Below are 14,755 nucleotides of genomic sequence, written 5' to 3'. Positions count from 1 at the left end.
TCATGCGGGCGAAACTATCGGTCATCATCCCGACCCTGAACGCCGCCGACGATCTGGCGCGCAGCCTGCCCGCCCTGGCCCAGGGCATACAGGCCGGACTGATCCGCGAACTTGTGATGTCGGACGGCGGGTCGCAGGACGCGACCCTGACCATCGCCGAAGAGGCGGGCGCGATCCTTGTGCAGGGCGCACCCTCGCGCGGCGGGCAGTTGCGGCGCGGGGCACAGGAAGCCAAAGGCGAATGGCTGTTGTTCCTGCACGCCGACACGATTCTGCCGCCGGACTGGCCGGACACCGTGCAGGCGCAGATCGCCGGGGGAAGGTCGGCCTGTTTCCGGTTGCGCTTTGACGCCGGGGGTCTCGCGCCCTTGCTGGTCGCCGGTTGGGCCAACTTGCGGACGCGCCTGTTTCACCTGCCTTACGGCGATCAGGGGCTGCTGATATCGCGGCGGGATTACGACTCGGTCGGCGGATATCGCGACATTCCCCTGATGGAGGACGTGGCCATGGCCCGTGCGCTTGGCCGCCGCCTGCAGGTTATGCCCGCAACCGTCACGACGAGCGCCGAAAAGTACCGGCGCGATGGCTGGATGCGGCGCGGGCTGCGCAACCTGTCTTTGCTTCTGAGGTATTTTTCCGGTGTCAGCCCCGAGCGGCTGGTGCGCCGCTACTGAGGATCAGAAAATCGGCTTGTTATTGGCCAGATAATCCGCCTGCATATTGGCGGCATCGTATTCGGTGGCGATCCAGTCCTCGAACCCGATGCCGGTTTCGGCCTGCCGCGCCTCGTAACGATCCAGAATGTAATCCAGCACCCCGGTGCGGGACCATTTGAAATGGATATACTTGACCCCCAGCATCTTGCGCGCCTCCGCAACCGGACGGCCCTCGATCTCCATCAAATAGATGGCCGAGGCGAACCCGGCGCGGTCCGCACCGGATTTGCAATGCATGACAAAGGGTTTCTCGATCTCGCGAAAGGCCCGGATCAGGTGCAGGATATCGTGGCGCGGTGCGGCCTGACGCGCCATCAGGTTGACGCTGACCAGAGTCAGGCCGAGGCGTCGGCAGCTTTCCTCTTCCACCAGGTAATGCGCCGCCCCGGCGGCTCCGCGCAGGTTCAGCACCGTCTTGATGCCCATCTGCTTGAGGCGCTCGAACCGTTCATGCGTGGGCTGGTTCGAACGGTACACCCCCGGCGCGACCGGATAGAAATTGGTCCACACCTTGCGCAGCACCGCGTGATCGAACCACAGGTTGTAGATATGTGCACGGCGTCGGTTTTCGGGCGTGGACAGGTCCACATCGTAGGAATTGCGCAGCGCCCGCTCCCAGTCGGTGATCCGTTTGAACAGTTTCATGGGATAGGTGCGCTCCGTTTTGTCGGGGCCGGGCCCGGCGTTGCCTTCATTTAGGGGGGCGGGCACGGCATGGCAAGCGATTGACGGCGCGGGGGATCGGCGTAATGTCTCCCGGCGCTTTCAGGAGGTTGTGAAATGACGTTGAGTAACGGACGCCCCTATCTGGCCATTCCCGGCCCCTCTGTCATGCCCGACGCGGTTTTGCAGGCGATGCACCGCGCCGCGCCCAATATCTACGAGGGCGAATTGATCGAGATGATGCCCGACCTGATGCGCGATCTGCGTCGCGTCGCTCGCACCGAAGCGCATGCCGTGATTTATATCAGCAATGGGCACGGCGCATGGGAGGCGTCGCTGGCCAATGTGCTTGCGCCCGGTGATCGGGTTCTGGTTCCCGCGACGGGCCGGTTCGGCCACGGCTGGAGTGAAATCGCCGCACGGCTTGGGGCTGAGGTGGAAATGCTGGACTTCGGCAAGCAATCCCCGGTCGATCCCGAGCGGCTTGAACAGGCCTTGCGCGCCGATAAATCACACAAAATCAAGGCGGTTCTGGTCACGCATGTGGATACGTCCACCTCGATCCTGAATGATATCGCCGCGATCCGCGCCGCAATGGATGCCGCCGGGCATCCCGCGTTGTTGATGGCCGATTGCATCGCCTCGCTGGCCTGTGACAGGTTCGAAATGGATGACTGGGGTGTCGATGTGATGGTCGCGGGCAGCCAGAAAGGCCTGATGGTGCCGCCCGGACTGGGCTTCGTGTTTTTCAACGACAAGGCCGCGCAGGTTCAGGCCGGGCTGGGCCGGGTCAGCAGCTATTGGGATTGGGCACCGCGCGCCAACCCGGACTATTTCTACCAGTTTTTCGGGGGCACCGCGCCCACCCATCACCTCTATGGGCTGCGCGCCGCGCTGGACATGATCCATGCCGAAGGGCTCGAGGCCGTCTGGGCCCGTCATGATCGTCTGGCGCAGGCCATCTGGGCCGCGTGCGAGGCTTGGGGGCAGGGCGGGCCGCTGGCGCTGAACGTGGCGGATCGGACCCATCGCAGCCGCGCGGTGACCTCGTTGCGCATCGGCGCGCCGCATGGCACCGAATTGCGCCAGTGGGTGCAGGACAAGGCGGGCGTGACCCTCGGGATCGGCCTGGGCATGGCCGAGCCTGACGATCCCGCCTGGCACGGGTTCTTTCGCATCGGGCATATGGGGCATGTGAATGCGCATATGGTTCTGGGCATGTTGGGGGTGGTGCAGGCCGGCCTGACGGCGCTCGACCTCCCGCACGGGGCAGGGGCGCTAGAGGCTGCGACCGAGGTGATCGCCGGGGCCTGAGCGGCGAATGCGCCGCGCCAGCCGGGAAATCAGCCAGTTCAGCCCATACCCCGCCGCCAATACGGTGGGCAGCCCAAAGCTGGCCCGCAAGACCATGAAAACCCACATCAAATTCACGAACCCCATCACCAATGCGGCGGTCGTGTAATTCGGGGCTTTTGACAGGACGCCACGATTCATGCCGACAGTTTACCGCGACCACCGCAGCTGTCAGCCAAATTTCGCGCGATCGCGGGCTATGAGCGGGCTGCGGCCAAAGCCTCGGGCAGGGTTTCGGCCAGAACGTCCAGATCTTGCGGTCGCCCGCAACTGATCCGAATACAGCGGTCTTGCGGGGCGACAAAGGGTTTGCGAACGAACACGTCACGCGCCACCAACCCTTCCAGAACGCGGGTGGAAAACGCCCCGTCAGCCCCGCAATCGACTGCCACGAAATTCGTGGCCGAAGGCAGGGCGCTTAGTCCATTTTCCGTGGCAATGGCCGTGATACGCGCGCGCGCCTTTGCCACCTGATCCGTCACATGGGCCAGCCACGCGCTGTCGCGAACAGCGGCCAGCGCCCCAGCCTGTGCCACCCGATTCATCCCGAAATGATTGCGGATCTTGTCGAAGCTGCGGATCAGGTCGGGCGCGCCGATGGCATAGCCGATCCTCGCGCCTGCCATGCCGTAAGCTTTTGAAAAAGTGCGCATTCTGATGACGCGCGGATCGTCGACCTCAATCGGGGCGGCGGTGCCTTGGGGGGCGAATTCGACATAGGCCTCGTCCAGCAGCAACAAACAGCCTTCGGGCAGGTCGTCCAGAGCGGCGACGATGGTTTCTCCACTGTGCCATGTACCCATCGGGTTGTCGGGGTTGGCAAGGTAGACCAGCTTGGCGTTCACCTCGCGCGCTTTGTGGAACAGCGCGGTTGGGTCTTCGTGATCGTCCTTGTAGGGGACCTTGTGCAGCGCACCGCCGAACCCGGCCACATGATAGTTGAAGGTCGGGTAGGCCCCGTCCGAGGTCACGACCGCATCGCCGGGACCGATCAGCAGCCGCACCAGATTGCCCAACAGCCCGTCAATCCCTTCTCCCACAAGGATATTTTCAGGCCGGGCCCGCATGTGCCGGGCCAGTTCCTGGCGCAGATCATAGCTGCTTGGCTCGCCATATTTCCAGATCTCCAGCACCTCGGCCTGCATCGCCTTGACCGCGGCGGGAGAGGGGCCGAACAGGCTTTCGTTCGCGCCCAGACGGGCGCGGAAGGGGGCGCCGCGGGCGCGTTCCTGTTCCTCGGGGCCGACGAAGGGCACGGTTGAGGGCAGGGATTGGACAAGGTCGGTATAGCGTGGTGCGGTCATGGCGCGCAGCTAATGCCATTGCGCGCCAATGTGCAAGCGGTGTGTCCGAAGGCCGAAAAACGGCCTTCGGTATCGTGTCGGTATAACGTCGGTATCGCGTCGGTGCGCGGCCCCCGTCAGCCCAGTTCGGCCAGACGCTCCAGCGCGGTGCGCAGCTTGCCCTCTTCTTCCTCGCGCAGGGCCAGGTTTTCGCGGGCTTCCTCGACCACCTCTTCGGGGGCGCTGGCGACGAATTTGGGGTTGTTCAGCCGGCCGCGCAGACCGCCCAGTTCCTTCTCCAGCTTGCCAAGGGTTTTCTCGAGCCGCGCCTTTTCCTCGGCCACGTCGATGATGTCGGCCACCGGCAGGCCCAGATGCCCGCCCTCGACCGCCACGGTGATGCTGCCCTTGGGCAGGGCATCGACATGGGTCAGGCTTTCGATCCGGGCGATGCGCTTGATCATCACCTCGTTGCGATCCCATGCGCGCTGTTCGGCCTCGCCCAGATCGGTACACAGCACCGGCACATAAAGACCGGCGGGCACATGCACCTGCGCGCGGGCCGAGCGGACCTGTTCGATCACCGAGATCACCCAGTTCATCTCGCGGTCGGCATCGGCGTCCACCAGATCGGCGGCGCTGTAGCCGGGCCAGTCGGCATGGATCAGCATTTTCTGACGCTCGCCCAGTGTGCCCCAAAGTTCCTCGGTGACATAGGGCATGATCGGGTGCAGCAGGATCAGGCACTGGTCGATCACCCAGGCCATCGTGGCCTGGGTTTCCGCCTTGGTGGCGTCGTCCCCGTCCAGCAGCAGGGGCTTGGACAGTTCCACATACCAGTCACAGACCTTGCCCCAGACAAAGGCATAAAGCGCATTGGCCGCATCGTTGAAGCGGAAGTTTTCCAGCGCCTCGTCCACCGCTTCGCGCACCTTGGCGGTTTCGCCGACGATCCACTTGTTCACCGTGGCGGTGGGCTGCGGGATTTCGCCGCTGCTTCCGACCGCGCCGTTCATCTCGGCAAAGCGGGCGGCGTTCCACAGCTTGGTGCCGAAATTGCGATAGCCCGCAATACGTTGCGTGGAAAGCTTCAGGTCGCGGCCCATCGCGGCCATCGCCGTCAGCGTAAAGCGCACCGCATCCGCGCCGTAATCGTCGATCAGTTCCAGCGGGTCCAGAACATTGCCAAGCGATTTCGACATCTTCTTGCCCTTCTCGTCGCGGACAAGGGCATGGACATAGACATGGCTGAACGGCTTCTGGCCGACCACGGCGTATTGCATCATCATCATCCGGGCGACCCAGAAAAAGATGATGTCGAAGCCCGTAATCAACACATTGGTGGGAAAGTATTTTTCCAGTTCCGGAGTCTGTTCCGGCCAGCCGAGCGTGCCGATGGGCCAGAGGCCCGACGAGAACCATGTGTCGAGCACATCCTCGTCCCGCGTCAGGACCTTGCCGCCTGCCAGTTCGCTGGCTTCGGCCTCGGTCGCGGCGCAGTACTGGTTGCCGTCCTCGTCATACCAGACCGGAATCTGATGCCCCCACCACAACTGGCGGGAGATGCACCACGGTTCGATATTTTCCAGCCAGTGGAAATACACCTTGCGGTCGCTTTCCGGCATGATCGTGGTTTCGCCCGAGCGCACGGCCTCGATCGCCGGGCCGACGATTTTCGCGGTGTCCACGAACCACTGATCGGTCAGCATCGGTTCGATCACCACCTTCGAGCGGTCGCCAAAAGGCTGCATGATCGGCTTGTTATCCACAAGCGGCACCGTTTCGCCTTGATCATTTTCAACCATCACCGCCAGACCTTCGGAGGTGATCTGATCCACCACCTTTTGGCGCGCCTCGAACCGGTCCAGCCCGCGCAGATCGTCCGGCACGAGGTTCAGCGTGTCGGCCTCGACCTCGGTGAAGTCGGCCCCGTTGGCGATCTCCTGCGCGCGGGTGGCGCAGGCGGCGTAGCCATCGCCGTCGGCGCGCATATGGCCCTTGGTGTCCATCAGACGGTACATCGGGATGCCGCCGCGCCTGGCGACCTCGTAGTCGTTGAAATCATGCGCGCCGGTGATCTTGACCGCGCCCGAGCCGAAATCGGGGTCGGGGTATTCGTCCGTAATGATCGGAATCAGGCGGCGATGTTCCTTGGGACCGACAGGGATTTCACAAAGTTTCCCGACGATTGGCGCGTATCGTTCATCCGATGGATGAACCGCGACCGCCCCGTCGCCCAGCATGGTTTCGGGCCGCGTGGTGGCGATGGAGATATAATCGCGCTCTTCCTCCAGCACGACATTTCCGTCCTCGTCCTTTTCGATGTAGGTATAGGTCTCGCCCCCCGCCAGCGGGTATTTGAAATGCCACATATGGCCGGGCTTTTCGATATTCTCGACCTCCAGGTCGGAAATCGCGGTTTCGAAATGCGGGTCCCAGTTGACCAGACGCTTGCCGCGATAGATCAGCCCCTTGTTGTACATGTCCACGAACACCTTGATCACGGCATCGTGGAAATTGCCCTCTTCGCCCGCGGGCGCACCCGGCGCGCCGGACATGGTAAAGGCGTTGCGCGACCAGTCGCAGGACGCCCCGAGGCGCTTGAGCTGGTTGATGATCGTGCCGCCGGAATGGGTTTTCCACTCCCACACCTTTTCGAGGAACTTCTCGCGGCCCAGTTCGCGGCGCGACTGGTTGCCATCCTCGGCCAGTTTGCGCTCCACCACCATTTGCGTGGCGATGCCCGCATGGTCCTGCCCCGGCTGCCACAGCGTGTCGAAACCGCGCATCCGGTGCCAGCGGATCAGGATATCCTGCAAGGTGTTGTTGAAGGCATGGCCCATATGCAGGCTGCCGGTCACGTTGGGCGGCGGGATCATGATGCAATAGGGATCGGCGCCCGGTTTGGCGTTCGCGCCGGCCCTGAAGGCCCCGGCCTGTTCCCAGGCGTCGTAAATGCGGCCCTCGGCCTCGGCTGCGTTAAAGGTCTTGTCCATGGCCATTGCGATGTGTCCTGCGGAAAGTCTCGGGTCGGGATGTCTCTAGCGAATGCGATGCCCAAGGAAAAGGCTGGTGCGGGAAATTATTGCCCCTGCGCGATTGACCTTGCGCGCGGGCTGTCGGATCGTCTGAGGATGGTAAGCGGGGGTGCGGTATGCAGGCGGTGCAATCCATCGAGATCGACGAAACCGGGCAGGGCCATGCCACAACGCCGGGGATCGCCCCGGCAGAGGGCGGTGTGCTGTGTTGGACGCGGGTGGCCCTGTCGCAGGAGGGCGCGGGGGATTGGCTGCATCAATCGGGGCTCGATCCGCTGGTGGTCTCGGCCCTGACCGCGCAGGACACGCGCCCGCGCTGCACGGTGCATGGCGATGGGGCGTTGATGAACCTGCGGGGCGTCAACCTGAACCCCGGCGACGAGGTCGAGGACATGGTTTCGGTCCGGCTGTGGATCACCGGGGATGCGGTGGTGTCGGCGCAGCTCAGGCGGCTGATGGCCGTGGGCGATGTGTGGGACTCGGCAATGCGCGGGCAGGGGCCGGTGCGCACCGGCGATCTGGTGGCGCGGCTGGCGTTGCGGCTGGCCGACCGGGCCGAGCCGGTGATCGCCGGGCTGAACGAACGGATCGACGATATCGAGGAGCAGGTCGATCAGGGGCCGTGGGCGGTGTCGCGGGCCGATCTGGCGGATGTGCGGCGCATGGCGATCAAGCTGCGCCGCCATATCGCCCCGCAGCGCGATGCGCTCAGCACCTTCGAGATCGAGGACCTGCCCTGGATTACCCATGCCGACCGCAGCCGCCTGCGCGAGGCGGTCGAACGCGTCACCCGCCTGTCCGAGGAACTCGACGCCATCCGCGACCGTGCGCAGGTGGTGCAGGATCAGATCATGGAGCATCGCTCGGAGGTGATGAACCACCAGATGCTGATCCTGTCGGTGGTGGCGGCAATCTTCCTGCCGCTCGGCCTGCTGACCGGGCTGTTGGGAATCAACGTGGGCGGTATGCCGGGGGCAGATGACCCTAGGGCGTTCTGGATCGTCACCGCCGGGATCGTGGTGGTCGGGCTGGCGCTCTACTTGGTCTTCCGCGCGCGCGGCTGGCTGCGCCGCTAACGCCGCCTACCTGCGCCGGTCCAGTTTCGTGGACAGCTGGATCAGGCTTTCCGAGCCCTTCACCCCACGGGTTTCGCCGATGCGGTCCAGCGTGTCGTCCAGTGCCTCGGTCGTTGCGGCCTCGATCCCGACGATCAGGTCGAACCGCCCCGAGGTGGTATGCACCGTCTTCACGTCCGGCAGCGAACGCAGCCGCGCCAGCACGGCCGGGGCGCTGCGCGGCTCGATGCTGACAAGCGCCGTGGCCCGCAGCGGGGCGCGCTGGCTGTCGCTCAGTCGCAGGGTATAGCCCTGGATCACGCCCGAATTCTCCAGCCGCTCCAGCCGCGCCTGCACGGTGGTGCGGGCAAGGTTCAGCTTGCGGGCCAGCGTGGCCACCGGCGTGCGGGCGTTTTCGGCCAGAAGGTCAATCAGGGCGCGGTCTGTTTCGTCTGTTTGCATCGTTGTTTCGGCATAATGACGTCAATAAGAGTCACTTTATGCGAAGTGACGCGCGGAATCGACGCCTTTTGCCCGCATCCTGAAAAAAACGAGCAGCCCGACAGGATATTCAGATGCGCGAAACCCCGAACTGGCCCGATCCCGCGGCGCATATCGCCCGGCATTCCCCCGACACCGCGATGCTGTATTTCAGCCCCGCCGCCTTGCAGGCCACGGCGCAGCGGTTTCAGGCCGGGTTCGACGGGCTGGTGACATACGCGGTCAAGGCCAACGCGGGCGAAGAGGTGCTGACAAATCTGGTGGCGGCGGGCATTCGCGCCTTCGACGTGGCCAGCCCGCGTGAAATGTATGCCGTGCGCGCCGTCTGCCCCGATGCGGTCTTGCATTACAACAATCCCGTGCGCTCGGTCGAAGAGGTCACCGTGGCGCGCGCGCTGGGCGTGGCTTCGGCCTCGGTCGATTGCTGGCGTGAGTTGGACAAACTGTCGGTCTTGCCCAAGCGCACCGAGATCGCCGTGCGGCTGGCCCTGCCGGTGGCGGGCGCGGCTTATGATTTCGGCGAGAAATTCGGCCTCGGTCCCGACCGTGCGGCGCAATTGCTGCAAGAGGTGTCCGCGCGCGGCTTTGTCCCGGCGATCACCTTTCACCCCGGCACCCAATGCGCCGACCCGTCCGCATGGGGCGCATATATCGCCGAGGCCGCCGATGTGGCCCGGATGGCCGGTGTGCGGATTGCCCGGCTGAACGTGGGCGGCGGTTTCGCGTCGCACCGCGACGGGCGGGCGCCCGACCTCGAGGCGATATTCACCCATATCCGCGCCGAGCTGGACCGCCATTTCCCCGATCATGCCCCCGATCTGGTATGCGAGCCGGGCCGCGCGATGGTGGCCGATGCCTTTACCCTGGGCACGCGCGTCAAGGCGCTGCGCGATACCGGGGCGGTGTTCCTGAATGACGGAATCTATGGCGGCCTGACCGAGGCGCGCGATATCGGTGCGCCGGGGCGGATTCGCGTTCTGGCGCCCGACGGAATGCCGCGCACCGGCAGGGATCAGCCGCGCATCGTGTTCGGCCCGACCTGCGACAGCATCGACCGGCTGCCCGATCCGCTGCCGCTGCCCGCCGACCTGGCCGAGGGCGATTATGTGCTGTTCGACGGTATGGGCGCCTATTCGCGCAGCCTGACCACCCGGTTCAACGGTTACGGATTGGGCGATCCGGTGACGGTGGCACATTTGGGCTGAGTGGCTCTGGACATGAGCGTGAGGGCCGTTACGTTCGGCCCCAGGCACGTGCGAAAGGGCAAATCATGGACAAGTTCGGCAAAAGCCAACCCGTCACGCGATTCGAAGATCAGCGGTTTCTGACAGGACATGGCCGCTATGTGGATGACATTACCCCCCAGGGGGCGCTGTTCGCTTATGTCCTGCGCTCATCCGTGGCGCATGGACGGATCACGACGCTGGATGTCGACGAGGCCCGCGAGGCCCCCGGCGTGCATCTGGTGCTGACCGCCGGTGATCTGGCCGGTGCGGGCGTGACCGAGGGCATGGCGATCAACACCGTGACCAATCGCGACGGCTCGAAATCCGCCGCCCCCCGCCGCCCCATTCTGGCCGAGGGCCATGTGCGTTTCGTCGGCGAACCCGTGGCGATGATCGTGGCCGGCACCCTGCAAGAGGCCCGCGATGCCGCCGAGATGATCGAATTCGACCATGACGACCTGCCCGCGCATATGGAGATCGGGCCGGGCGGGCAGGCCCTGCATGACGACGCCCCCGACAACCGCGCGTTCGACTGGGCGATGGGCGATGAACAGGCCGTCACGGCGGCAATCGAAAAGGCCGCCCATGTGGTGCGCATGCCCCTGCGCGACAACCGGATCATCGCCAACCCGATGGAGCCGCGCGGCTGTTATGCCGAAACCACGGGCGACCGCCTGCACGTCGCGGTGAACGGGCAGGGGGTCTGGGGCACCAAGGGCAACCTGGCCCGTGTTCTGGGGATGCAGCCCGGCGATATCCGCGTGACCAATCCCGATGTCGGCGGCGGCTTCGGCACCAAGGCGATGGATTACCCCGAAACCTATCTGGTGGCCCATGCCGCGCGGGTTCTGGACCGGCCCGTGCGCTGGATGGCCGACCGGACCGAAACGATGCTCAGCGACAATTCCGGCCGCGGGCTGGATCACGACCTGACACTGGCCTTCGACGCCGACCTCAAGATCACCGCCTACCGCGTGGACAGCCGCGTCGATCTGGGCGCCTATTGCAGCACCATGGGGCAGGGCATCCAGACCGACCTGTTCTCGAAGGTGCTGATGGGGGTTTATGACGTGCAGGACACGTTCCTGCATGTCGAAGGCTTCTTTACCAACACCACGCAGGTCGATGCCTATCGCGGCGCGGGCCGCCCCGAGGCGATCTATGCGCTCGAACGCATCATGGACCGCGCGGCGCGCGAACTGGGCGTCGATACATGGGACCTGCACCGCCGGAATTTCATTCCCAAATCCGCCTTCCCCTATGTCTCCTCGACGGGGGAAACCTATGACGTGGGCGATTTCGCGCGCGTGCTCGACCGGATCGAAGCCGAGAGCGACCGCGCCGGGTTCGCCGCGCGCAAGGCCGAAAGCGCGGCGCGCGGGCGGCTGCGCGGGATGGGGCTGTGTTACTATATCGAAAGTATTCTGGGGAATCCTTCGGAGACGGCGAAGGTCGAGTTCAACGAGGATGGCAGCGTGTCGATCTATGTGGGCACACAATCCAACGGGCAGGGGCATGAAACGGTCTATGCGCAGTTCCTGTCGGACCAGACGGGCATCCCGGTGGATCGCATCACCGTGGTGCAGGGCGACAGCGACCGCATCGCCACCGGCGGCGGCACGGGCGGCTCGCGATCGGTGACCACGCAGAACAACGCCACGCTTGCCACCGTGTCGAAGATGATCGCGGCCTTCATCCCCTACCTGGCCGACAAGATGGGCGTCGACGAGGGCGAGGTCGGCTTTGACGATGAAACCTTCCGCGCCGGTGGCTCGAACCTGACGCCGACCCTGATCGAAGCGGCGGAGATGGCCCGTGCGGACGGGCGCACCGACCTGTTGGTGCATAAGGAAACCGCCACGCTGCCCGCGCGCTCCTTTCCCAACGGCGCGCATGTGGCCGAGGTCGAAGTCGATCCCGACACCGGCAAGGTCACGCTGGAACGCTATACCGTGGTCGATGATTTCGGCAACCTGATCAACCCCTTGCTGGTCGCCGGTCAGGTGCATGGCGGCACCGTTCAGGGCGTGGGGCAGGCGCTGGTGGAGCATGTGGTGCATGACGAGGACGGTCAGCTCCTCACGGCGAGTTTCATGGACTACGCGATGCCGAGGGCCGATGATGTCCCCATGATCCGTTTCGCGACAGAACCCGTGCCATCGACGGCCAATGCCATGGGCATGAAAGGCTGCGGCGAGGCGGGAACCGTCGGCGCGATGGCCGCCACCGCCAATGCGGTGGCCGATGCGCTGTGGGATCGCGGGGTGCGGCAGGCCGATATGCCGTTCACGCCGCACCGTGTATGGAAGATGCTGAACGATGCCGTGGCGCCGGTGGATTGAACGACTTGCCGGGTTTCTGCGCCCCGGCCTGCGCCGGGGGCAGACCGGACTTGCCCACAGGCGCGGGCAGGTCAGCCATGTTCTGATCCTCGACGGCACCATGTCCTCTCTGGACGATGGCAGCGAAAGCAATGCCGGGCTGACCTATAAACTTCTGTCCGAGATCAGCGGACCCAACCTGACGGTCTATTACGAGGCCGGGCTGCAATGGCAGGACTGGGGCAGCACGCTGGACGTGATGATGGGGCGCGGCATCAACCGGCAGATTCGCCGCGCCTATGGCTATCTGGCCAGCCGCTATCGCGCGGGCGACCGGATTTACCTGATCGGCTATTCGCGCGGGGGCTATGCGGTGCGCTCGCTGGCCGGGGTGATCGACCAGGTCGGCCTCCTGCGTGCCGAAAACGCGACCGAGCGCAATATCCTCACCGCCTATCGTCACTACCAGTCACCGCCCGGCAGCGCCGCGGCGCTCGCCTTCACCCGCCGCTTCTGCCACGAGGAAACCCCGGTCGAGATGGTCGGATGCTGGGACACGGTCAAGGCGCTCGGCCTGCGCCTGCCGGTCCTGTGGCGCTGGAGCGAAGAGGCGCACGCCTTTCACAGCCACGAACTGGGGCCGGCCGTCAGGCACGGCTTTCACGCCTTGGCCCTGCACGAAACCCGCGCCGTTTTCGACCCCGTCCTGTGGAAGACCTCGCCGGATTGGACGGGACGGGTCGAACAGGTCTGGTTCCGGGGAACGCATGGCGATGTGGGCGGCCACCTGAGCGGCTTTCACCCGGCCCGGCCGCTGGCCAATATCCCGCTGGTCTGGATGCTGGAGCGGATTGAGGAATGCGGCCTGTCATTACCGCAAGGCTGGCACGCCCGCTTCCTGACGGACCCCGAGGCCCCATCGGTCGGCACATGGCGGGGCTGGGGCAAGATTTTCCTGATGCGCGAACGGCGCCGGGTCGGGCACGACCCGTCCGAACGCCTGCACGAAACGGTCAACGGGCGCGATGCCGAACGCTTCGGCATCAAGGACCGGGCGACCGAGGACGCCCCCGCCTCAGGCCATTTTCATGATCAGACAAGTGGTTGAGGACGTCGCATAGAGCCGGTCGTCGTCGATCCCGCGAATTTCACCCGAGGCCACACCCGTTGAGCGGCCCGCGTGGTCGACCGTGCCGATGGCCCGCACACGGGTGCCAAGCGGGATCGCGCGGGTGATATTCACCTTGTATTCCAGTGTGGTATAGACCGATCCGCGCGGCACCGTGGTCATCACCGCGCAGCCCATGCAACTGTCCAGGATCGCGCCGTACCAGCCGCCATGCACCGCGCTCATCGGGTTGGTGACAGCGAACTGCGGCGCGCCCTCGAACACCACGCGCCCCTCCTCGACCGAGACCGGCGCAAACCCGAGCGTCGCGCCGATGGGCGGGCCAGGCAGGCGGCCCGCGATCATGTCCTGCATGAATTCCATCCCCGACCGCGACAGCAGATCGTCCATGCCCGGCATATCGTCGAGTGTTTCGGCCAGTTTCGCCATATCCATTCCCATTCGTGTGTGTTCGGCGGCCACGTTATGCGCGCGGACGCCGAAAGGGAATGGCCGCCAGCGTTACGCCACGTCGCGCAGTTCGACCTTGGGCGTCACGCCAAGCGCATGGCACACGTCGCGGGTCAGTTCCGGGCGGTTCAGCGTGTAGAAATGCAGGTCTTCGGCCCCGCCTTCGATCAACTCGCTGCACAGTTCCGTTGCCAGCGCGGTGGCCAGCAGTTCCTGCCGGTCGTCGCGGATCGCCTTGTCGAACGTGTCGTCCAGCCAAGCCGGAATCGCCGTGCCGCAGGCCTGCGCGAACTTGCGCACCCCGGTCCAGTTCTCGATCGGCAGCACACCGGGGATGATCGGGGCGTCGATCCCGGCCTTCACGCAATCGTCGCGGAAGCGGAAAAACGTCTCGGCCTCGAAGAAGAACTGCGTGATCGCCTCGTTCGCCCCGGCGTCGATCTTGCGCTTGAGCCAGTCGATATCGGCCTGCCGGTCCGCCGCCTCGGGGTGCTTTTCGGGATAGGCGCCCACGCGGATGGTGAACTTGCCGGTGTCGGCCAGCGCCTCGATCAGCTCGCAGGAATTGGCGAACCCCTCGGGGTTGGGGGTAAACCCGTTCGACCCCTTGGGCGGATCGCCCCGCAGCGCGACGATCTCGCTCACACCGGCCTTGTGAAAATCATCGGCGATAGCCAGCGTTTCCTCGCGGGTCGCATCGACACAGGTCAGGTGCGCGGCCACGTTCAGGCCGGTGGCCTTGTGCAGCGTGCCCACCGCCTCGCGCGTCAACTCGCGGGTGGTGCCGCCCGCGCCATAGGTGACGGACACGAAACGCGGGCCGAGCGGGGCCAGCGTGTGAATCGTATCCCACAGGCGAAACGACGCCTCCAGCGATTTGGGCGGGAAGAATTCGAAGGAAACATTCGGCTTTTTCATTTTTGTGTATCCTGCGGAAATATGCGTTGGCCTCTTGTTGCAGGTGCAGCATTGTGAGACAACTTCATAATATTCATGGTTTATGTGAGGCGCGCTAATATA

The 14,755-nt window shown here is 64.8% G+C and carries 13 protein-coding genes; 6 read left to right on the top strand and 7 right to left on the bottom strand.

From position 1 onward, the window contains the following. The first annotated feature begins 2 nt into the window (after positions 1-2). Entirely contained in the window at positions 3-674 is a 672-nt protein-coding gene (locus KPG71_RS02495; protein ID WP_216336526.1) for a TIGR04283 family arsenosugar biosynthesis glycosyltransferase, read from the top strand. 3 nt (positions 675-677) lie between these two features. Here KPG71_RS02495 and KPG71_RS02490 read toward each other — a convergent pair whose 3' ends face one another. Continuing rightward, positions 678-1,361, bottom strand: a complete 684-nt coding sequence (locus tag KPG71_RS02490) for a tyrosine-protein phosphatase (protein WP_216336524.1) — start codon at positions 1,359-1,361, stop codon at positions 678-680. Between the two features lie 135 nt (positions 1,362-1,496). Between KPG71_RS02490 and KPG71_RS02485 the strand changes: the two genes are divergently transcribed. Beyond that, complete coding sequence (locus KPG71_RS02485; RefSeq protein WP_216336522.1) at positions 1,497-2,693, top strand: alanine--glyoxylate aminotransferase family protein; 1,197 nt, start codon at positions 1,497-1,499, stop codon at positions 2,691-2,693. Here KPG71_RS02485 and KPG71_RS02480 read toward each other — a convergent pair. The 3 genes from KPG71_RS02480 to KPG71_RS02470 all read right to left on the bottom strand — a co-directional run bounded on the left by KPG71_RS02480 (position 2,658) and on the right by KPG71_RS02470 (position 7,017). Beyond that, positions 2,658-2,873 carry a hypothetical protein gene (locus tag KPG71_RS02480; RefSeq protein WP_253196016.1) on the bottom strand — a complete coding sequence of 72 codons (216 nt, stop codon included), beginning with the start codon at positions 2,871-2,873 and terminating at the stop codon, positions 2,658-2,660. The two genes, KPG71_RS02485 and KPG71_RS02480, sit on opposite strands and share 36 nt — an antisense overlap. A gap of 56 nt (positions 2,874-2,929) precedes the next feature. Next, entirely contained in the window at positions 2,930-4,036 is a 1,107-nt protein-coding gene (locus KPG71_RS02475; RefSeq protein WP_216336520.1) for a pyridoxal phosphate-dependent aminotransferase, read from the bottom strand. A 116-nt stretch (positions 4,037-4,152) separates the two neighbouring features. Continuing rightward, positions 4,153-7,017, bottom strand: a complete 2,865-nt coding sequence (locus KPG71_RS02470) for a valine--tRNA ligase (protein WP_216336518.1) — start codon at positions 7,015-7,017, stop codon at positions 4,153-4,155. Positions 7,018-7,169: 152 nt separating this feature from the next. Between KPG71_RS02470 and KPG71_RS02465 the strand changes: the two genes are divergently transcribed. After that, a complete protein-coding gene (locus KPG71_RS02465; protein WP_216336516.1) occupies positions 7,170-8,129 on the top strand; it encodes a zinc transporter ZntB in 960 nt (319 codons plus the stop codon). A gap of 6 nt (positions 8,130-8,135) precedes the next feature. Here KPG71_RS02465 and KPG71_RS02460 read toward each other — a convergent pair whose 3' ends face one another. Then, entirely contained in the window at positions 8,136-8,570 is a 435-nt protein-coding gene (locus KPG71_RS02460) for an Lrp/AsnC family transcriptional regulator (protein WP_216336514.1), read from the bottom strand. Positions 8,571-8,683: 113 nt separating this feature from the next. On the opposite strand from KPG71_RS02460, the gene KPG71_RS02455 reads away from it, so the two are divergent. The 3 genes from KPG71_RS02455 (at position 8,684) to KPG71_RS02445 (ending at position 13,264) form a co-directional block, all read left to right on the top strand. Further along, the gene (locus KPG71_RS02455) at positions 8,684-9,814 is read left to right on the top strand and encodes a type III PLP-dependent enzyme (RefSeq protein WP_216336512.1); all 1,131 of its coding nucleotides are present in this window, start codon (positions 8,684-8,686) and stop codon (positions 9,812-9,814) included. Between the two features lie 65 nt (positions 9,815-9,879). Further along, positions 9,880-12,177: a xanthine dehydrogenase family protein molybdopterin-binding subunit gene (locus KPG71_RS02450; RefSeq protein ID WP_216336511.1), complete on the top strand. Its 2,298-nt coding sequence runs from the start codon at positions 9,880-9,882 to the stop codon at positions 12,175-12,177. Next, positions 12,155-13,264: a DUF2235 domain-containing protein gene (locus tag KPG71_RS02445; protein WP_216336510.1), complete on the top strand. Its 1,110-nt coding sequence runs from the start codon at positions 12,155-12,157 to the stop codon at positions 13,262-13,264. Before KPG71_RS02450 ends, KPG71_RS02445 begins: the two co-directional genes overlap by 23 nt. Here KPG71_RS02445 and KPG71_RS02440 read toward each other — a convergent pair. Continuing rightward, positions 13,232-13,714, bottom strand: coding sequence for a PaaI family thioesterase (locus KPG71_RS02440; RefSeq protein ID WP_216336509.1), 483 nt, complete (start codon positions 13,712-13,714; stop codon positions 13,232-13,234). The genes KPG71_RS02445 and KPG71_RS02440 overlap by 33 nt on opposite strands. 72 nt (positions 13,715-13,786) lie before the next feature. Then, positions 13,787-14,653: a methylenetetrahydrofolate reductase [NAD(P)H] gene (gene metF / locus KPG71_RS02435; protein ID WP_216336508.1), complete on the bottom strand. Its 867-nt coding sequence runs from the start codon at positions 14,651-14,653 to the stop codon at positions 13,787-13,789. Positions 14,654-14,755: the final 102 nt, after the last annotated feature.

The organism is Roseovarius sp. PS-C2, assembly GCF_018862045.1.
Lineage (GTDB): Bacteria > Pseudomonadota > Alphaproteobacteria > Rhodobacterales > Rhodobacteraceae > Roseovarius.
This window is presented reverse-complemented; position numbering and strand designations above follow the sequence as displayed.

Coding starts and splice junctions, on each gene's coding strand:
- KPG71_RS02475 (WP_216336520.1), bottom strand. CDS start 4,036: ATGACCGCACCACGCTATACCGACCTTGTCCAATCCCTGCCCTCAACC.
- KPG71_RS02460 (WP_216336514.1), bottom strand. CDS start 8,570: ATGCAAACAGACGAAACAGACCGCGCCCTGATTGACCTTCTGGCCGAA.
- KPG71_RS02440 (WP_216336509.1), bottom strand. CDS start 13,714: ATGGCGAAACTGGCCGAAACACTCGACGATATGCCGGGCATGGACGAT.
- KPG71_RS02465 (WP_216336516.1), top strand. CDS start 7,170: ATGCAGGCGGTGCAATCCATCGAGATCGACGAAACCGGGCAGGGCCAT.
- KPG71_RS02450 (WP_216336511.1), top strand. CDS start 9,880: ATGGACAAGTTCGGCAAAAGCCAACCCGTCACGCGATTCGAAGATCAG.
- KPG71_RS02455 (WP_216336512.1), top strand. CDS start 8,684: ATGCGCGAAACCCCGAACTGGCCCGATCCCGCGGCGCATATCGCCCGG.
- KPG71_RS02495 (WP_216336526.1), top strand. CDS start 3: ATGCGGGCGAAACTATCGGTCATCATCCCGACCCTGAACGCCGCCGAC.
- KPG71_RS02490 (WP_216336524.1), bottom strand. CDS start 1,361: ATGAAACTGTTCAAACGGATCACCGACTGGGAGCGGGCGCTGCGCAAT.
- KPG71_RS02480 (WP_253196016.1), bottom strand. CDS start 2,873: ATGAATCGTGGCGTCCTGTCAAAAGCCCCGAATTACACGACCGCCGCA.
- KPG71_RS02485 (WP_216336522.1), top strand. CDS start 1,497: ATGACGTTGAGTAACGGACGCCCCTATCTGGCCATTCCCGGCCCCTCT.
- KPG71_RS02470 (WP_216336518.1), bottom strand. CDS start 7,017: ATGGCCATGGACAAGACCTTTAACGCAGCCGAGGCCGAGGGCCGCATT.
- metF (WP_216336508.1), bottom strand. CDS start 14,653: ATGAAAAAGCCGAATGTTTCCTTCGAATTCTTCCCGCCCAAATCGCTG.
- KPG71_RS02445 (WP_216336510.1), top strand. CDS start 12,155: ATGCCGTGGCGCCGGTGGATTGAACGACTTGCCGGGTTTCTGCGCCCC.